This is a genomic window from Methanobrevibacter sp. (assembly GCF_017539065.1).
Classification (GTDB): domain Archaea; phylum Methanobacteriota; class Methanobacteria; order Methanobacteriales; family Methanobacteriaceae; genus Methanocatella.
Genome location: NZ_JAFYHP010000024.1, coordinates 13,277 through 32,789 on the forward strand (window position 1 = coordinate 13,277; position 19,513 = coordinate 32,789).

A 19,513-nucleotide genomic window follows, 5' to 3' on the forward strand; every position below is an offset into this window, starting at 1 on the left:
TTTCCCTCCTCAATTATCTTCAATAAGTTTCATACCGTTAATAGCTATTTCCATTATTCTTCTTCTTAATTCTTCATCAGAATCTGTTATTCCTACCTCTTTTTCCCATTCTTTTGAAATTTGTCTGTATTTGGGAACCAGTTCACTTCCCTTTTCAGTTGTATTAATCATATACTTTCTACGATTTTCCGGATTTATTTCCCTTTCGATATAACCTAAATCCTCTAATTTCTTTAGTACTTTAGCGATATTGCCCTTGCTTTGGCTGAACATATTTACCAAGTCTTCCTGTGAACAATCAGGATTATCATAAATGAACATGATATATCGTACATCATGGCCCAGATTTAGATCATTGAATTTTGATTTAATGTATTTCTGTTGATTTAGGGATATATTATGAATCCATGCGATGAATGGAGAATTTTTAGTTATTGCCTGAAAGCTTTCATTATCCATTTTTTCACCTAATTAATAATATTAATATAACCATATATAACTGTTTCTAATGAAACAGTTTAAAATGAAACAAAAAATTGCCAAAAAAATTCTAAATGTCATATATTTTTGTAAAATGTAAAAATTAAGCCAAAATCTACATTATTTATTAATTCCATGGATTTGACAAAATCAAAGACGCATTCATACTCATGGATGAAAAACCAAGAGACCTAATTAAACCAATTGTTTACATTGATGATTTAGATTAGATTTACAAATCTTTTCTAATCTTTTATTTTTTTTTTCACTATTTTTAGTTAACTTTATATAATTTGAAGTCCATAATTTACCTAACGAACGGTAGGTAGGTAATAATGAATACTAAAGAAAAAATATTTGAAGTATCCCTGGATTTATTTTCAAAAAAAGGATATGATTCTGTCTCATTAAGAGAGATTGCAGAAGAGGTAGGGATACAAAAAAGTTCAATTTATAGTCACTATTCTTCAAAAGAATCAATATTAATGGACATATTTAATCAGTTCACCAACAGTTTTGAAATCGATGATGAGGAAATTCAGCTAAGCGAAGACAATCCCCTATTGGAAAACCCCGAATTATTCTATCATAAAGGATCCGAAGCAATAAAGAACATGCTATTTCAAGAGACAAACCTCAAGATTTGGAAATTGATTCTTATTCAAATGCACCATAATGAAACAATAAGGTTATTTTTCCAAAACGAGATACTGGTTAAACCATTAATATTCTGGGAAGGATTATTCACAATTTTAAAGGAAAAAGGAATCATACTCCAAGACTCAAACCCCAAATTACTAGCAAAACAATATTACAGTTTCCCAATTTATTCTCTTTTAGAAATGTGTGCAAAGTATGACGACATACCGCAAGAGGTCCTGGAAAACTTCTTTAGCGAAACCGAAGAACATGCAAAATTCCTTTTTGAAAGTGTGAAGGTGAAATCATGAATAGTGATTTCAATATTCAGGAATATCTGGCGGATGGAGTTGAATATATTGTAAAGGATGCGATTCGCGCATCAATTAGAAATCCCAAAGAAATTTTATTTTTACATAAATTCTCTAAAAATACAAAAAAGGCTACTGAAATCAGACAAAAATATGATGAAAACGGGCAAAACATCCCGGTATTTTTAATTGCAAGCATTACAAGCAGCTGCAACCTACATTGCAGCGGATGTTACTCAAGATCCAATAATTCCTGCAGTGATGATGCTCCCATAAATCAGCTTTCGGATGAAGAATGGGAAGATGTTTTCAGGCAAGCAAAGGAAATGGGAATAAGCTTCATTGTTCTTGCAGGAGGAGAACCTATGATTAGGGATGACGTCATAGCTAAAGCCACCGAGTTTCCTGAAATTCTATTTCCAATATTCACAAATGGAACTATGATGAATGAAGATTATTTAAAGTTATTTGATGCCAACAGAAATATTGTTCCAATCTTTTCCATTGAGGGAGATGAAGAGACTACCGATTCCAGAAGAGGCGAAGGAGTCTATAAACAATTGGTTGAATCAATGGAAGTGATGAAGAAAAACAATATAATTTTCGGCGCTTCGCTCACTTTTACAAACAACAATATATACTCGCTCATTTCAAGGGAATTCATTGATAAACTCCATGATTTTGGATGCAAAGTGGTCTTTTTCATCGAATATGTTCCAGTCAATGGGGAAACTAAACGAATCGCTCCAAGCGATGAGAAAAGAGAATTATTATTAGATAATATTGAATGTCTGCGAAAAGAATATGAGGATATGCTATTCATGTCATTTCCAGGAGATGAAAAGACTTCCGGAGGTTGTTTGGCCGCAGGAAGAGGATTTTTCCACATCAATTCACATGGAGGGGCAGAACCTTGTCCCGCTTCACCTTATTCAGACATCAATGTTAAGGACACATCACTTCTTGAAGCATTAAATTCAAAACTGTTTAAATCACTTAGAGAAGGAGATATTCTAATGGATGACCATGAAGGGGGCTGTGTCTTATTCGAACACCGTGAAGAAGTAGAAAAATTATTAGAAAATTAACATTTTAAATAAAAAAAAGAAACAAGGAAATCTATACGATTCATTGTGTCCTTTTTTCTAAATCGTTTAGCGAAACTTTACGTAAATCATCATAGTTACCTTTTTCGAATTTCTCAATTTGTTGGTTATAGTATTCAGCTTCTTCATTGGAAAATTCCTCATTTTTCAGATAATAATCTATCAGAAAACTGATGGTATAATCAAATTTTTCCCCTTTCGAAGTTATTTCACATAGGCAGTCATAAACTTTGGGAAATTTTAATTTTTCTACTTATCATCAATATCGCCTAAAAAATATGCTTAACAATACGTTATAATTAACTTAAATTAAACTAAAGATAATGCCAGCAAACATGCGCCAACCATAATATTTAAGTATTCCTTGTTCTTATATCCTAAAAAAATTATTATTAAACATAAGATTATCTGAATTATTGTTAATATTAGTCTTACCATTAATTAACCAACTCTATTAAGTTTTTTAATGAATGTAGGAAGTATTATATACTAATGAACTAGAAAAATATGAGTAGATATTATGGGAAATTAATCCCATAATACGCATTTCAGCAGTTCAATTAATGCAGTGATCAACATTAGGACTGCTGAGATGAACCTCATTTTTTCATCATCCATTGTATTATCACCTCCTACGAGATACTCATTTATTTATCTTAGTATATAAGTTTTAAGGAACATATGGCCTTTAAAAATTGTTTTCACTACGTAAAATTGCTTTGAAAAAAACATACTATTTAAATGTTTGCTTACATTAAAAAACAACACACAATATCAAAGATATTAATCCCACTATTGAGTGAAAATTATACCCTCACAGAATATGGAAATAATATTTAAAACCAAAAAAATTAATTAATGAAAATAGTTTAAAACAATTAAGTCAAAATTAAAACAACTAATTTTAAATTTATAAAACTAAAAATATCCAATATAATAAATAAAACTCAAATAACTTAAAAAAAGAAAAAAATAAACAAGGAAATCTATACGATTCCTTGTGAATTCATTGCGTCAACAACTTTTCTGAATCCTGCAATGTTTGCTCCTGCAACATAGTTTTTGCCTAAACCATATTCATCAGCAGCATCTGCAACATTTGCAAAGATATCTTCCATGATTGTTTGAAGTCTGCTGTCTACTTCTTCAAAGGTCCATGATAATCTTTGTGAGTTTTGAGTCATTTCTAAAGCAGAAGTAGCTACTCCACCAGCATTGGATGCTTTACCTGGTGAGAACAATACATCATTTTCTAATAAGTATTCGGTTGCTTCAATAGTGGTTGGCATGTTTGCTCCTTCAGCAACTGCGAGTACTCCATTTTCCACTAAGGTTTTTGCATCTTCTAATTGCAATTCGTTTTGAGTAGCACATGGAAGAGCAATGTCACATTTTACAGACCATACGCCTTTACCTTCGTGGTATTCTGCAGAAGGTCTTGCTTCAGCATAAGCGGTTAATCTTTCACGTTTTACTTCTTTAACTTCTTTGAGTAATTCCACATCGATTCCTTCTGGGTCGTAAATCCAACCTGTTGAATCGGTACATGTTACTACTTTACCGCCTAATTGTTGAGCTTTTTCGATTGCGTAAATTGCTACATTACCTGCACCTGACACTACAATGGTTTTTCCTGCAATGTCAATATCATTTGCTTTTAACATAGCGTTTGTGAAGTATAATAATCCGTATCCGGTTGCTTCAGTTCTTGCAAGAGATCCTCCGAAGGATAATCCTTTACCGGTTAATACTCCTTCGTATAATCCTCTAATTCTTTTGTATTGGCCGAATAAGAAACCGATTTCGCGACCACCTACACCAATATCCCCTGCAGGAACATCAGTATCAGCACCAATGTATTTGCATAATTCAGTCATGAAACTTTGACAGAAAGCCATGATTTCTCTGTCAGATTTTCCTTTAGGATCAAAGTCGGATCCTCCTTTTCCTCCACCAATTGGAAGTCCAGTTAAGGAGTTTTTGAAGATTTGTTCAAATCCTAAGAATTTAATAATACCTAAGTTTACAGATGGGTGGAAACGTAATCCGCCTTTGTAAGGTCCAATTGCTGAGTTGAATTGAACACGGTACCCGGTATTAACTTGCACTTGACCGTTGTCGTCAATCCATGGGACACGGAATTTGATTTGTCTTTCTGGATTGGTTAATCTTTCAAGAAGTGCATCTTTTCTGTATTCATCTTCGTTTTCTTCAATTACAACCCTTAAAGATTCTAAAACTTCACGTACTGCTTGGTGAAATTCAGGTTCTGAAGGGTTTTGTTCTATTATAGTTTCAATTACTTCGTCTACGTATGACAAAAATATTCCTCCGAATAACTTTTGAATTATATCATTAAATTTTAACAATATAATTAATTATTTACATCTTCTCATATTTAACTATATTCAATTTTTAGTAAAAATTAGTCAAAATTATTCATAAAAATTAAGATAAATATTATACAAATTAAAAAAAATTCAGAATAAACTGATTAAATTTTTAAATCTTTTTAAATATTTTTCTACAATTGACAATAAAAATTATCTATACATAAACAAAAGTCGGAAAGCATATTCCACCATAAACTTTCCGAATGAAAAAAAATTTCAAATGTTCGGGCAAAACATGTTTTTCACTTCAAAATCCGAACAAATGAAATGAATAATAAAAAAAATTAAACAAAATTATATACAAATTTAAAAAGCATATTCCTTTATATACCATAATTTACAAATCAATATTTAAAATTGGGATGATTTTAATTTTTAATAAACAAAGTGATAAAAATGATGATTAGTAAAAGTCAATATGAAACACTTAAGGAAAATTACTTAACAAAAAATAGAAGTATGCATTCACTATATATTGAACTAAACAAAGAAAATACTGTGCCAAAACAAATATTTTTTAGATTAATCAACCAAATCCGCCAAGAAGAAGGGTTAAATGAGTATTATACAAAAAAAGAAAAAAGAAAAAGTAATGTTATAACACATTTGGACAAATCGCCAAAATGCTATAACTAACGTTCAACATAATATCTGAGTATTGCACCTATTCCACCAAATGCTCTAAACAGCTGCATACCCTCTTCAGTTTCAGTAGAAATAAACTCAACATTCGTATTCATTTCTTCAGCTTTTTCTACAAATTCTTCTGCCAAATCAATAGAAGATTCTTCTTTCAAAATTTCATTACAATTTGGGCATCTTTCTCCCATATTGTCCGCTTCCGCTTGTGTTTTAACAGTGAATTCTTTTTGTGTTCCGCAACTAGGACAAGCAAAAGTCTTGCGCATGCTGGTTAAATCTTCAGATAAAAGCAGCACGTCAACGGCACCTATGATTAAGTTATTTCTAACTTCATCTTCACCATAGGAGTAAAGTCCCTTATCTTTTCTTAATTCTTGGATGAATCTTTGGACAAGTTTCTTTTCCTGAATTACATCAAGATTTGCCAATTCATCAGCAGATTTGGCAATGACTTCACGAATACCCTCTTCACCAGTGTAGGAAGTATCGACTATAGTCATGACCTTATCCTTCAATTCATATTGTAGATAATCTCCTTCGTAGAAATCCTTTTTGGTAAAACCAGGTCCCCCTATGATAATTCCTTTCAAATCATCTTTTAAAGGTAGAAATGCTTCATTCATATGTTCTCCAATACGTTTTAAGAACTGGTGAGCAAGATCTTCGATTACCCTGTCAAACCTTCTTTGAGATTGTCCCCCGGCTTTGTGCTTGCCTGGAACACCACTAGTCAAGTGACCAAGAATATTTTCTTTTTTACCTTTTAAAGTAGCATAAGTAGCTTCGTTTCTATCAATGACCGCTACACCATAAACATCATGCTCTTCAATCATATATTCTAAAGGTTCCAAGAAAAATTCATTATTACATTTATACCAATAAGTTGTAACCGGTTCAGGCGGTTCTATAATGTATTTTTCCATTTTTTCAGTGCCCGGACCACCTTTAGGAATCATACCTACAAATAAAACTAAACCAGTTTCAGGAGGTTGTTTGTATAATTTAATACTCTCCAAAATTACAGCAATTGCAGATTGTACATTTTTTCTTGTTTGTTTACTCTTAATGTTAGCACTCTGACCCATTTCATCTCTCATGTGCTTACCAACATCACTTAATTGTTTGGTTGGTGGAATATAAACGGAAACAAGCTCAGTACCTCTGCCTCTTTTATTTGATAATTCTTTTAATGTCTTTTTAAATTCATATAATTCTTTTGATGATACGCCAGCCATGTTATCCCTATAATAATTAAATTAATATAATAGTAATAATTATATAAATACAAATATAAATAATTAATGAAAAAATGGCAAAAAATCTATAAATTAATGTGACTTTTATGAAATGGAAAATTGGAAATGTCAAAATTGATAATCAAGTAGTCCTAGCACCAATGGCCGGAATAACAGATTCCGCATTTAGAAGAATAGCTAAATCAATGGGTTGCGGATTACTATCAACAGAAATGGTGTCTGATAAGGCAATAATGTATGAAAACACCAGAACAAAAGAAATGCTTTACATGACTGAGTCTGAAAGACCCATTTCCCAACAAATATTCGGAGCAGAAGTAAAATCGTTTAAAATAGCTGCAAAATACATCTGTGAGAATATGAAACCTGACATTATTGATATTAATGTAGGGTGTCCCGTTCCAAAAGTTGCAGAAAGATCAAAGGCAGGAAGTGCACTTTTAAAAAATCCTCAAAAAATAGGTGAAATAGTAGAAGCGGTTGTTGATACCGTCAATGTTCCAGTTACTGCCAAAATCAGAAGTGGATGGGACAATACTTGTATAAATGCATTAGAAGTTTCAGGAATTATTGAAGATGCAGGAGCATCAGCAATTACTGTTCACCCACGAACAAGAGAACAAAGGTACGGTGAAAAGGCAGACTGGTCCATTATTAAGGATGTTAAAGATACATTATCAATACCTGTTATCGGTAATGGAGACATTTTCACATGCTACGATGCAAAAAAAATGATTGATGAAACAAATTGTGATGCAATAATGCTTGGAAGAGGAGCAATCGGAAATCCCTGGTTAATCAAGCAATGTATCGATTATTTGGATGAAGGCATTGAACCTGAAAAAGTAAGTTTAGATGAAAAAATTGAAATGATTAAAAAACATGCCGTGCTTCTTAGTGAATTGAGAAGTGAAAAGCCTGCAATGCATAAGATGAGAACCCATACCGCTTATTATCTTAAGGGCCAATGGAGAAGTGCAGAAATAAAGCCAAAAATATTTAAGATGAATACAAAAGAAGAGTTATTTAATCTACTTGACGAATATGTTGAATTAATCAGCTAACTTCAAATCTCCAAATCTTTCAAACAATTCCAAATCGCCATCAGAAATTGTATTAATTTCAAGAAGATCCATTCCCGTAATTTCAATTACTTCACGTGCCATGTGCACATAAGTATCCGGATAATCATTATACCCGAAAATGTGCCAGATAATATTCTTTTCAAAAACTATTTCCAAATACCAGTCGTAACCTTCCAAATCATCGGGGTCGCGTGTATTGGATTTATTGTGATATTCGTCAAAAATCCACATGTAAACATGATATCTCTCAAATAATTCCAAAATCAACTCCTTATCACTGGAAGTCAATTCTTTTTCAATATATCCTTCAATTGTATTTTTCTCAAAATTGATTATCAAACGCGGATTAGGAAGTTCATAGGGATATGTTTGGTAATGTCCGAATTCAATGGTTTTTATTGATAATTTATCATCACCGTAAATCCCATCTTTTCTAATGTCATAATATAAGGGAGTAGCTAATTGCTTTTGATAATTCAGGTGCAAAACATCAAAATCAAACAAATCTTTTAAAATTTCGCCAAATTTAATCCAATTGGAAGGGAAGTTATTTTTAAAACTGTATTCCTCATAATTATCAGTAGAATAAATAATAACATTACAGGAATAAATCAGTTCTATTTTTTCAAAATAAGTAAAATCTTCAGAAACAAATCCCTCAAACAAGTTCAAATTATTAAAATCATCCAAAAATTCATCAATCTGCGAATCAGATAAATTATGGATTTCACTAGTCATTTTACATCTCAAATCAACCAGTATTTCAATCCATGAATCATCACAAAGCGAATGTTCTGTCAAAAACTTATCTCCACTGCCTCTCTCGGAAATCTTATAATAAGCATTTTTATTAACCAAATCGATTGTGAAACATTCATAGTGGCGATTGAGCCTTTTGAAATTGAATCTTTGGGTAATTTCGATTTTTTCAATCATTGATTATTCTATCTTAAGCAAGTTTAATATATTTAACTAAATTTAAAAACATTTAAGTAATTAAGTTCAATATAATTAAGTAAGTGATAATATGATGAGAAGATGCCCACAATGCGGTACTACATCCGACGATATTTACGGCTTCTGCTACAAATGCGGACGGGAGTTTTCAAAACCGAATCCTGGAGAACATGTTTGCCCCTTATGCGGATATCAAAATCCTGATGAAGCAGATTATTGTGTTAAATGTGGTACTCCATTAGTTTTTAAAAGCCAGTTTGAACAAACAACCACCAGTAGCTTTGGCCCTATAGTCATTGAAAAAACAATTGCCAAAAATACTGCCAAACCTGGAAAATACAAAACAAGCCAATGGCTGATAATATTCGGTTATATCTTCTCAATTCTTGGAGGCCTTTTGGGTTTAATCATTGCAATCTATTTATCCACTAGAAAAGATCCTAATGCCAAAAAACATGGACATATTCAATTAGCAATTTTCGGATTTTATATATTACTAATTTTGATTTTCTATTTTACTGGAAACATTCCGGCAGAAGCTATAACCCAATATAAACAGATATTAGCGGGAAATTTTACCTCTATTTAAAGGCAGATACATTACTAAAGCCCCATCCCCATTCTCATAATAACCCGGGACGGTCCTGTCAATTTTAAAATTAAATGTTTTGTAAAATTCGACAGCTTCAGTATTATTCTCATTCACTTCCAGATATATTGTGTCGATTCTTAAAAGGGACAGTATAGAAATAGCTTTTACTAAAAGTTGAGTGCCCGCCTTTAAACGGCGGTAATTCTTATCGACGGCGATGGAAATTATGTGACCCTGATTTTCATATTTAATCCAAAAAATCACATATCCGATTACATAACCTTCTTCTTCAGCTACCAAAAAGCCAACACCCATTTCATATAACTGTTGGAACATGTTGATGCCATAGGATTGGCTAAAGGACATGTTTTCTATTTCATAAACTCTTTTTAAATCATTTGGATTAAATTTCCTAATAATCATGTAAATTAATAATATAAAAAGCAATGTATTTAATAGTTTTGTTTGCGAATATTAAATTGAGGATAAAAAAATGTGGGACGATTTTGCCGAGTATATTTTAAGTGAAGTTGGAGAAAATGAAGTTAAAATTGCAGAAATAGCTGTCGGCAAATTCGACAAAATAGCCGAATATTTAGCTTCAAAAGATAATATCACATTAATCAAAACAGATATCACTCCAAAAGATGAAACAGTACTAAAAGACGACATTACAAATCCAGATTTGGATTTGTACAAAGATATGGATATCCTTTACTCAATCAGACCTCCCAGTGAACTTCAACCGTATCTGGTGAAGCTGGCACTTGAAATAGGTTCGCAACTTATAATAAAACCCCTGACAAACGAAGATTTAAATACCGGCAAAGTTAAAATGAAATTAAAAAATTTTAAAAAAGCAAGTTTTTACACACTTAGGTGAAGTAATGGAAGATATTCTAAAGAAATTCAACACCCGAATCGAAGGACTTAACCAGGAAGAGGTTCTTGAAAGGCAAAAGGAGCATGGCCTAAACAAGATAGAAGAGAAAAAGCCGACTCCATTAATTAAACTATTCCTAATTCAATTTGTAGATATTCTCATAGGCCTTCTTTTGATAGCTGCAGTTGCAGCTTATGCCATTGGAGATGTTATTGATGCAGGAGTAATTCTGCTTGCGGTTTTGTTAAATGTCATTATGGGTTTTATTCAGGAATATCGTTCGCAAAAAGCGGTCGAAAGTCTTAAAAGTTTTATTGTGAAAACTACCATAGTCAGAAGAGAGAATATTGTAGAAAAAGTTAATGCCCAGGAGTTAACAATTGGGGATATTGTACTGTTTGAAGAAGGAGAAAAGGTACCTGCAGACTTAGTGTTAATTGAAGTTAACAATTTAACCTGTGATGAATCAAATCTGACTGGGGAATCGGAAGCCGTAAGAAAGGAAATCGAAGATGAAGTTTATATGGATTCCAATATTCTTTCAGGACATGGTCTGGGTGTTGTAAAAAACATCGGAATGAAAACACAAATTGGCGAAATTGCAGAAATTGTCCAAGAAGAAGATGAAGATACTCCTTTAAAAACTAAAGTTGGAAAGCTTGGGAAGACATTGTCTTTGATTGCAATTATAGTTTGTATTGCCATTTTTGTTTTAGAATTATTTAAAGGAGTCCCGCTTGTTGAAACATTTATGACTGCCGTTTCACTTGCGGTTGCAGCAATTCCTGAGGGATTGCCTGCTGTTCTAACATTAACACTTGCTTTAGGAATGTCTGAAATGGCAAAATCACAAGCAATCGTTAGGAAACTATTGTCTGTTGAAACTTTAGGATCATGTACAATAATATGCAGTGATAAAACAGGTACTTTAACTGAAAACAAAATGACAGTTGTTGATTCATATTATACTAATGAAGATAAAACACTTGAAATTGGAAAACTGTGCAATAATGCCAATATCCGTAATGGAGAAATAATAGGTGACCAGACTGATGGTGCGATTTTAAAATTCTGCCAAAATCATGAAAACGACTTGAAAAGAGTTGGAGAAATTCCTCTTGACAGCAATCGTAAAATGATGACTACGATACATAGATTAGACAATGAAAATAATATTGTTTATACAAAAGGTGCTCCAGAAATAATTCTAGACAAATGCAAATACATAGATTATGATGGAACTATTGAAATAATCAATGCTGAAATCAAGGAAACGATACTTAAAAAAATTGACGAAATGAGTGGGGATGCGTTAAGAGTCATAGGTTTTGCATACAAAGTTGAAGATGACGGACCAACTGAAGAAAATTTGACCTTTACCGGAATGCTTGGATTGATGGACCCTCCAAAAAAAGATGCTAAAAAAGCCGTAAGCGATTGTATCAATGCCGGAATTAAAGTAAAAATGATTACCGGGGACCATGAAAAAACAGCCCGTGCGATAGCTAAAGAGCTTGGAATACTTACAACCGGAAGGGTTATAACTGGAGATGAACTAGCTGAACTCACAACTGAAGAATACCTGTCAATAGCCGATGATATCCAAGTCTATGCAAGAGTAAAACCAACACAAAAAATGAGAATTGTCGAGGCGCTTAAAAGTTCCAACCACATTGTTGCAATGACCGGTGATGGAGTCAACGATGCTCCTGCACTCAAAAAGGCATCAATTGGAGTTGCAATGGGTGATGGAACTGATGTTGCAAAAGAATCAGCAGACATGATTCTGCAAAACAATGACTTTGCAACAATAGTGAGGGCAATAAAAGAAGGCCGTAAAATTTATGATAACATTAAAAGATTTGTTAAATTCCAAGTTTCAACAAACGTTGGTGCAATTTTAACAATTATCGGAACATCACTGCTTAGTTTACCACTGCCATTTAATCCAGTACAGCTTTTATGGTTAAACATCGTAATGGATGGCCCTCCAGCACAAACATTAGGAATTGAAGGTGCAGAAAAAGACTTAATGCAACGTGAACCTGAAACCGGAGATATTTTAACAAGAAAAACACTGCTGGAAATATTAATTTCAGGAATTGTAATGGCAATAGGAACAATAGCCGTATTCAGTTACCAGTTAAGCATCAGTTCAACAGAAAGAAAGGCTATGACAGTCGCGTTTACACTGTTTGTAATGTATCAATTGTTTAATGCATATAACAGAAAGGCGAATTCTGATAAACCAAGCACCTATCTTTATTTAGCCATCATAACGTCATTCATACTCCAAATACTAATTATATACTTGCCGCAATTGCAAATAATATTCAGAACAACAAATATTGGATTAATCGATTGGTTAATGATTATAGTTGTCGCATTTACAATTATCATTGCAGAAAAAATAATGAATAAAGTGATAACATGAAAATATTACTACTGGGAGGAACTAAAGACTCCACAAATATCATTGAACATATAAAAAAGAATTATGATGCTTACATTCTGACAACCACCACAACTGAATATGGTGCAAAATTAGCTAAAGAAAGTGGGAGCGATGATGTAATAGCTCGTCCACTACTAAAAAATGAGATAATTGAGATAATTAAAAAAGAAAATTTCAATTTACTGATTGATGCAACACATCCTTTTGCAGAACACATTACAAAAACAAGTGTCGGTATTGCTCATGAGCTAAAAATGCCCTATATTCGCTTTGAAAGACCTACCGCAAACCTTGAAAACATAGATACATCACACATCCATTATGTAAATTCATTCGATGAAGCCGGAAAATTAATAGCTGATGAATTTGTTGAAGGAAATATCCTACATTTTGCAGGAGCCAACACCATGGAGGATATCTTAAAATATGTTAGCGTTGATCGATTCTATCCAAGGATTTTAAAAGTTGAAAGCTCCCTTGAAAAATGTGAAAAACTAGGCGTCGATCCATCACATATCATCCCAATGAAAGGAGCTGCAAGTTTAGATGAAAACCTTGAGCTGATAGAAAAATATGGTGCCAGTGCAATGATTACAAAAGAAAGTGGCGAAATTGGCGGAGTAATTGAAAAAATTGAAGCTGCAAATAAAAAAAATATAGCAGTTATAATGATTCAAAGACCAAAAATAGATGGTTTAAATAAAAATAATAGTGTATCTAATCTTGATGAATTAGATATTAAATTACAAAACTTTTTTTAAAAAATAGATATTTATAACGCCGAGACTGGGATTTGAACCCAGGCGAGGATGACCTCACAGGATTTCAAGTCCTGCGCCTTACCAGACTAGACTATCTCGGCATATGAAAAGGAATATTTAGAAGGATTCTAAATATTTATCCTTTAAGTTCAATTTCAATACTTACATTATCTGGAACATTAACTTTCATGACTTGTCTCATAGCACGTTCGTCAGCTCCAATACCGATTAAACGTTTGTGAATTCTGAGTTCCCATTTTTCCCAAGAAGCTTTACCTTCTCCATCTGGAGATTTTCTTGTTGGAACTACTAATTTTTTAGTAGGTAATGGAATAGGACCAGACAAGTCGACACCAGTTCTTTCAGCAATTTTTTTAAGTTGATCACATACATATGCTAATTTTTCTGGGTCTGTTCCAGTAAGCTTAATTCTTGCTTGATTCATTTATTTTCCTCCAAAAAAACAAAAAGAAAGAAAGTAAAAAATTACTTTCTAATTATTGTTTACAAACTTATTTTGCTGAGGTAACTTTAAGACATAATCCAGCAGCAACAGTTTGACCCATATCTCTGATAGCAAACCTACCCATAGGTGGAATGTTTTTAGCTTCTTCCATAACCATAGGTTTAGTTGGTTTGATTTCAACGATAGCTGCGTCACCAGTTTTAATGAAGTCAGGTTTGTCTGCTTCAGGTTGACCGGTAGCAGGGTCGAGTTTAGAAGTTAATTCTAAGAAAGTACATGCAGTTTGTGAAGTGTGACAGTGGAATACAGGAGTGTATCCAACGGTAATTACACCAGGGTGTTGTAATACTACAACTTGTGCGGTGAATTGTTTTGCTACAGTAGGAGCGTTGTCAGTGTGTCCTGCTACGTCTCCTCTTCTGATATCGTTTTTACCTACACCTCTTACGTTGAATCCGATGTTGTCACCAGGTTCAGCTTCATCAAATACTTCGTGGTGCATTTCGATGGATTTAACTTCTCCAGAAGCTCCAGCTGGTTCAAAGATAACGTTTTCACCTTTTTTCATGATACCGGTTTCAACTCTTCCTACAGGTACGGTTCCTACACCAGTAATGGAGTAAACGTCTTGAATAGGAATTCTTAATGGTAAGTCTACAGGTTTTTCAGGTGGAGTTAATTTGTCTAACTCTTCCATGAGAGTTCCGCCTTTGTACCAGGTCATGTTGTCACTTTTTTCTTTAATGTTGTCTCCTTCAAATGCGGAAAGAGGGATGAAAGGTACATCATCTGGGTTTTTACCAATAGATTTGAGTAATACGGAAACTTGTTCTTTAACTTCGTTGAATTTTTCTTCACTGTAGTCAACAATATCCATTTTGTTGATAGCAATGATGATTTGTTTAATACCTAAAGTCATGGATAAGAACATGTGTTCTTTGGTTTGAGGCATTACACCATCTTTTGCGTCTACTACTAATACAGCAGCGTCAGCTTGGGATGCACCAGTGATCATGTTTTTAACGAAGTCTCTGTGTCCAGGACAATCTACAACAGTGTAGTCGTATTTGTTGGTGGAGAATTTTTGGTGAGCTAAATCGATAGTTACTCCTCTTTCTCTTTCTTCTCCTAATTTGTCCATAACAAATCTGAATTTGTTTTCTCCGTCATCTAATTGTTGTTCAGCGATTGCACCAGCTTTTAATAATAAGTGTCCAACTAAAGTGGATTTTCCGTGGTCAACGTGTCCAATAAATGCTAAGTTAATATGTTCTTTTTCTTTTGCCATTATATAACCTCTTTTAGTAATATTAACATACAATATTTTATAAGCTTAAATGATAGCTTAAATACCTTATATGTTTTTTAACATATAAATAAGTAATGTTTTTTTCATGAATTTTAATAAAAATATAAAAAAATTAAAAATTTAAAATTTTAATTTTATAAATCACCTAAGTAGTGGCTTGCAGGGAATGGTTCTGCGGATAAGCCTTTTCTTTGTCTGATTTCTCTTACGATTTGATTTTGCATCTCACGTGGGAGAGGTTCAAATCCTGCAATTTCAGTAGACCATAAACATCTACCTTCAGCAGCTGATCTGATATCTCCAGCGAAACCGAACATTTCAGCTACAGGTACTTTAGATTCAATTCTTGCCATGTCCCCTTCTTGACCCATGTTAACGATTTGACCTCTTCTGTTTTGGATTTCACGAGTACATGCACCCATGTAATCATTAGGAGTGTCAATAACTACTTTTTGCATTGGTTCGAGTAATGCAGGTTCAGCAAGCATCATGGAACCTAAGATTGCGTTTCTGATAGCAGGCAATACTTGTGCAGGTCCTCTGTGAACTGCGTCTTCGTGAAGTTTTGCATCGTGGAGTTTGAATTTTAATCCCATAGCGATTTCTTCACCTAAAGGACCGTTTTTCAAAGTATTTTCAAATCCTTCGAGTAACAATTCTTTAACTTCATCCAAGTATTGAATACCACGAGTCATGTTGAGGAATATGCTTCTGTTGTGAACAGCCCATACTCTTCTAGCTTCTTCTTTATCTAAACCGTATTCCATAAAGTCAGCAGCAGATTCTTTACCTTTGACTCTACCTTCTTTAATGTCTCCTTCTTGGATAGCTGCATAAAGTTCAGGTTCAATAGGTTCAACAGTAATGTAGAATCTGTTGTGTTTGTTTGGAGATTTACCTTCAACTTGTGGAGATAATTGTCTTACGGTTTCCCTGTATACAACAATAGGTTCAGAAGTTGTAATGTCTACTCCTTTTTCACTAATTCTGTAACCGATAACTTCTAAGTGAAGCTCTCCCATACCGGATACTAAGTGTTCACCGGTTTCTTCGTTAATATCGATTTTAACGGTAGGGTCTTCTTTACCAGTTTGTCTTAATACTTCAATTAATTTTGGTAAATCTTTGGTATTTTTAGCTTCTACAGCTACAGTAACTACAGGTTCAGAAATATGTTCTAATCCTTCAAACTCTTTAATTTTGTGATCAGGAGAACATAAGGTTTCACCAGCGATAGCTCCTTTTGCACCAGCAACATATACAATGTTACCAGCAGGAACCTTATCGGTATTGACTCTTTCAGGACCGAAGTATACACCTACTTGTTGTACTCTGGATTTACCATGAGAACCTACAAGATATACTTCTGTACCTTTTTCGATAGCTCCTCCGTATACTCTACCAGTAGCGATTTCACCAGCGTGTTTATCTACAGATACGTTGGTAACCATTACAGCTAAAGGTCCGTCAGGAGAAGTATTGATCATACCTTCACCAGCAGGAGAGTCAATGTCTCCATCCCAGATGTTAGGCACTCTGTATTCTTGTGCTACTTTAGGGGAAGGTAAGTGTTCTACTACCATACCTAATAATACATCGGATAAAGGTACTTTTTTAGCTAATTCTTTTTCATTGTCAGCATTACAGTAATCGATAATATGTTTAAAATTAATTCCAGTTTCTTGCATGGTTGGAACATTGATAGCCCAATTGTGGTATGCAGAACCGAATGCTACACTACCATCAGTGAAATCTAATGCCCATTCATCTTTCTTGTCTTCAGGAGCCATGTTTTTGATTAATTTGTTAGCTTCCATGAATATTTTGATGAATCTGTTTTGTAACTCTTCAGGTTCTAATTTTAACTCGTTGATTAACCTGTCAACTTTGTTGATGAACAATACAGGTTTTACGTTTTCTTTAAGTGCTTGTCTGAATACAGTTTCAGTTTGAGGCATGATACCTTCTACAGCACAAACTACAACTACTGCACCATCTACAGCTCTCATTGCACGAGTTACGTCCCCACCGAAGTCAACGTGACCAGGTGTATCGATTAAGTTAATTAAATATTCTTTTTCTTTGTAATCGTGTACCATAGATACGTTAGCTGCATCAATAGTAATACCACGAGCTTGTTCTTGTTCGTCAAAATCTAAGAATCTTTGGTCACCAGCAAGTTCTTCGGAAATCATTCCTGCCCCTGCGAGGAGGTTATCAGATAAAGTGGTTTTACCGTGATCGATGTGAGCACAGATACCAATATTTCTGATTTGATCTGGTTCGTACATTAATTCTTTGATTTTTGCAATCATTTTGTCTCTTCTACTCAAAATAACCACCTAAATAATAAATATTATACGATTAGTGTGCTGCTTTAGCAACTCTTTCTTTCTCTTCAGCTTTTTGTAAAGCAAAACTTCTTGAATCTTCTTCAGAAGCAAGAATTAATTCTTCAGCTAAACATTCTGCAACAGATTTTCTGTTTTTGAATGAAGATTGTAAAGTACCTCTAGTTAAGAATCCTAATGAAAGGTCAACTCTTCTTTGTGGAGAAATGTCTACAGCAACTTGGTATCCAATACCACCGTATTTGATACGGGTAGTTTCTTCACGAGGTGCAGTATTTTCAACTGCGGTTACTAAAACTTGAACAGGATTCTTTTTAGTCCTTTGATTAATAATTTCTAAAGCATCTCTAACAATATTGTAAGCTTTATTTTTCTTACCTGAGTTGAGATGGGTTCTCATAATCTTATTCATTAATCTTTCAACAATTGACACTTTAGATTTTGCGAATTGTCTTTTTACATGTCTACCAGAAGTATGTGGAACTAAAGTTTCGTCTAAGCATATGTATTTAACTAAACCTAAGTCCTCAACTTTTACTTCATCGAGATCCCATTTATCAAATAATTTACTCATAAATATAACCACCTTATCTTACAGGTTTTTCTATTTTTCCACTTACCATTTCTGATAAAGCTACGTTATTGACTTTGGAAACTTTCCAACGGACTCCCGGAATATCTCCCATGGATCTTCCAGATGGTCCACCGATTCCTTCAATCATTACTTCATCGTGTTCATCGATAAATCCAATAGCTCCGTCACCTGGTGCGAAAGCAGTTAATTGTTTACCGTTTTTAATTAATTGAACACGTACACATTTACGAATAGCAGAGTTAGGTTGTTTTGCTTCTATCCCTACTTTCTCAATTACAATTCCTCTAGCTTGAGGAGCTCCTTCTAAAGGATCTGCTTTAACATCTAACCTTAAAGCTCTCCTTTTATAATCTACGTCTTTCCACTTAAAATTTTGTCTATTTCTTTTAAGTTTTTTTGCAGCAAAAAGTCCCGGCATAATTTTTTCCTCGAATTTTTTGTTAAAAATATATCTAAGAATCCACCGCTGCGATTTATACTATTGACTAATAGTACAATCTAAATTCTGAGATACAATCAGTAATAATAATTAATTAGATAAAATACATTATCTAAAAGAAGATATCTTGAAATAATTATTAAAAACAATGACAAAAAGCACACATAGTCATGTTATAAAAAGTACAGATATCTTATGGTAATTTATATACTTACCCCTTTATAAAGGTATTTATTTTAAATATAAAATTAAGTAAAAATTCAAAATTTTGAATTTTTTATATTCTCTCTAAAATTATTTGAAAACCAAAAAAATTAGTTTTAAAAAAAATAATAATTATTAAAATAGCTCGAAAGCTATTTTAAAATAATATTACTAATATTATGTTGTCTATCAGCTAATAATTTAGCTCTTTCAATATTGATTCCGTTTTTACCGATAGCAATACGTTTGTTGGTATTGTCTGCTGTAACAATAGCTATCTTTTCACCTGATTGCTTTTGAGATATTTTAACAGATTGTAATTTTGCAGGAGATAAACAATTTTTAATAAATTGGATTGGATCTTCATCTAACTCTACAATTTCAATACCTTTATCTACTGCTCTTTGAACTTTAGATACGGAACTTCCTCCTTTACCAATTGCAAGTCCCATGTCACCATTTTTTACAACAAATGTGACTTTTCCATGTTCATCATCGATAATGCAATCTTTTACCATTGCTCCAGTCATATTTTCGAAAAGAGCTATGAATCTAATTTCATTTGCACTGAATTTAATAGACACTTAAA

The 19,513-nt window shown here is 33.3% G+C and carries 19 protein-coding genes and 1 tRNA gene; 8 read left to right on the plus strand and 12 right to left on the minus strand.

Annotation, left to right across the window (positions count from 1 at the left end; all coding sequences use genetic code 11):
* Positions 1–9: 9 nt before the first annotated feature.
* Positions 10–459 (minus strand): MarR family winged helix-turn-helix transcriptional regulator, encoded by a 450-nt coding sequence (locus IKS50_RS06150; protein WP_292847008.1) that lies wholly within the window; start codon positions 457–459, stop codon positions 10–12.
* Positions 460–815: 356 nt separating this feature from the next.
* On the opposite strand from IKS50_RS06150, the gene IKS50_RS06155 reads away from it, so the two are divergent.
* Together IKS50_RS06155 and IKS50_RS06160 are read left to right on the plus strand one after the other, a co-directional pair.
* Positions 816–1,430, plus strand: a complete 615-nt coding sequence (locus tag IKS50_RS06155) for a TetR/AcrR family transcriptional regulator (protein WP_292847011.1) — start codon at positions 816–818, stop codon at positions 1,428–1,430.
* Positions 1,427–2,518, plus strand: coding sequence for a radical SAM protein (locus IKS50_RS06160; RefSeq protein WP_292847014.1), 1,092 nt, complete (start codon positions 1,427–1,429; stop codon positions 2,516–2,518). The genes IKS50_RS06155 and IKS50_RS06160 overlap by 4 nt, the downstream gene beginning before the upstream one ends.
* Before the next feature lie 1,004 nt (positions 2,519–3,522).
* Here the strand turns inward: IKS50_RS06160 and gdhA are convergent.
* The gene (gene gdhA / locus IKS50_RS06165) at positions 3,523–4,857 is read right to left on the minus strand and encodes an NADP-specific glutamate dehydrogenase (RefSeq protein WP_292847017.1); all 1,335 of its coding nucleotides are present in this window, start codon (positions 4,855–4,857) and stop codon (positions 3,523–3,525) included.
* 468 nt (positions 4,858–5,325) lie between these two features.
* On the opposite strand from gdhA, the gene IKS50_RS06170 reads away from it, so the two are divergent.
* Positions 5,326–5,565 (plus strand): hypothetical protein, encoded by a 240-nt coding sequence (locus tag IKS50_RS06170; protein WP_292847019.1) that lies wholly within the window; start codon positions 5,326–5,328, stop codon positions 5,563–5,565.
* Here IKS50_RS06170 and prf1 read toward each other — a convergent pair.
* Positions 5,562–6,806, minus strand: a complete 1,245-nt coding sequence (gene prf1, locus IKS50_RS06175) for a peptide chain release factor aRF-1 (protein WP_292847022.1) — start codon at positions 6,804–6,806, stop codon at positions 5,562–5,564. The genes IKS50_RS06170 and prf1 overlap by 4 nt on opposite strands.
* 107 nt (positions 6,807–6,913) lie before the next feature.
* On the opposite strand from prf1, the gene dusB reads away from it, so the two are divergent.
* Positions 6,914–7,891, plus strand: a complete 978-nt coding sequence (gene dusB / locus IKS50_RS06180) for a tRNA dihydrouridine synthase DusB (RefSeq protein ID WP_292847025.1) — start codon at positions 6,914–6,916, stop codon at positions 7,889–7,891.
* On the opposite strand, the gene IKS50_RS06185 is transcribed toward dusB, so the two are convergent.
* Positions 7,880–8,848 (minus strand): hypothetical protein, encoded by a 969-nt coding sequence (locus IKS50_RS06185; RefSeq protein WP_292847028.1) that lies wholly within the window; start codon positions 8,846–8,848, stop codon positions 7,880–7,882. The genes dusB and IKS50_RS06185 overlap by 12 nt on opposite strands.
* A gap of 91 nt (positions 8,849–8,939) precedes the next feature.
* Between IKS50_RS06185 and IKS50_RS06190 the strand changes: the two genes are divergently transcribed.
* On the plus strand, positions 8,940–9,458 hold the full coding sequence (locus tag IKS50_RS06190; RefSeq protein ID WP_292847031.1) for a zinc ribbon domain-containing protein: 519 nt from the start codon (positions 8,940–8,942) through the stop codon (positions 9,456–9,458).
* Here the strand turns inward: IKS50_RS06190 and rimI are convergent.
* On the minus strand, positions 9,432–9,884 hold the full coding sequence (gene rimI / locus IKS50_RS06195; RefSeq protein ID WP_292847034.1) for a ribosomal protein S18-alanine N-acetyltransferase: 453 nt from the start codon (positions 9,882–9,884) through the stop codon (positions 9,432–9,434). The genes IKS50_RS06190 and rimI overlap by 27 nt on opposite strands.
* 70 nt (positions 9,885–9,954) lie before the next feature.
* Here rimI and IKS50_RS06200 point away from each other — a divergent pair, with 70 nt between their 5' ends.
* Genes IKS50_RS06200 through cobK form a run of 3 tightly spaced genes read left to right on the plus strand, consistent with a single transcriptional unit; the run spans position 9,955 to position 13,560 of the window.
* The gene (locus IKS50_RS06200) at positions 9,955–10,344 is read left to right on the plus strand and encodes a UPF0146 family protein (protein WP_292847037.1); all 390 of its coding nucleotides are present in this window, start codon (positions 9,955–9,957) and stop codon (positions 10,342–10,344) included.
* A gap of 4 nt (positions 10,345–10,348) precedes the next feature.
* A complete protein-coding gene (locus IKS50_RS06205) occupies positions 10,349–12,778 on the plus strand; it encodes a cation-translocating P-type ATPase (RefSeq protein WP_292847040.1) in 2,430 nt (809 codons plus the stop codon).
* Positions 12,775–13,560 (plus strand): precorrin-6A reductase, encoded by a 786-nt coding sequence (gene cobK / locus IKS50_RS06210; RefSeq protein WP_292847043.1) that lies wholly within the window; start codon positions 12,775–12,777, stop codon positions 13,558–13,560. Before IKS50_RS06205 ends, cobK begins: the two co-directional genes overlap by 4 nt.
* Positions 13,561–13,577: 17 nt before the next feature.
* Here the strand turns inward: cobK and IKS50_RS06215 are convergent.
* From IKS50_RS06215 to IKS50_RS06245, 7 genes are all read right to left on the minus strand, one after another.
* Positions 13,578–13,661, minus strand: a tRNA-Ser gene (locus tag IKS50_RS06215).
* 35 nt (positions 13,662–13,696) lie between these two features.
* Positions 13,697–14,005, minus strand: coding sequence for a 30S ribosomal protein S10 (gene rpsJ / locus IKS50_RS06220; protein ID WP_042691424.1), 309 nt, complete (start codon positions 14,003–14,005; stop codon positions 13,697–13,699).
* Between the two features lie 67 nt (positions 14,006–14,072).
* A complete protein-coding gene (tuf, locus tag IKS50_RS06225; RefSeq protein ID WP_292847046.1) occupies positions 14,073–15,314 on the minus strand; it encodes a translation elongation factor EF-1 subunit alpha in 1,242 nt (413 codons plus the stop codon).
* 155 nt (positions 15,315–15,469) lie between these two features.
* Positions 15,470–17,668 (minus strand): elongation factor EF-2, encoded by a 2,199-nt coding sequence (locus tag IKS50_RS06230; protein WP_292847049.1) that lies wholly within the window; start codon positions 17,666–17,668, stop codon positions 15,470–15,472.
* Between the two features lie 31 nt (positions 17,669–17,699).
* Positions 17,700–18,260: a 30S ribosomal protein S7 gene (locus IKS50_RS06235; protein ID WP_292847052.1), complete on the minus strand. Its 561-nt coding sequence runs from the start codon at positions 18,258–18,260 to the stop codon at positions 17,700–17,702.
* 13 nt (positions 18,261–18,273) lie between these two features.
* On the minus strand, positions 18,274–18,699 hold the full coding sequence (locus tag IKS50_RS06240) for a 30S ribosomal protein S12 (RefSeq protein ID WP_149730666.1): 426 nt from the start codon (positions 18,697–18,699) through the stop codon (positions 18,274–18,276).
* 377 nt (positions 18,700–19,076) lie between these two features.
* Positions 19,077–19,508 carry a NusA-like transcription termination signal-binding factor gene (locus tag IKS50_RS06245; RefSeq protein ID WP_292847055.1) on the minus strand — a complete coding sequence of 144 codons (432 nt, stop codon included), beginning with the start codon at positions 19,506–19,508 and terminating at the stop codon, positions 19,077–19,079.
* Positions 19,509–19,513 lie beyond the last annotated feature (5 nt).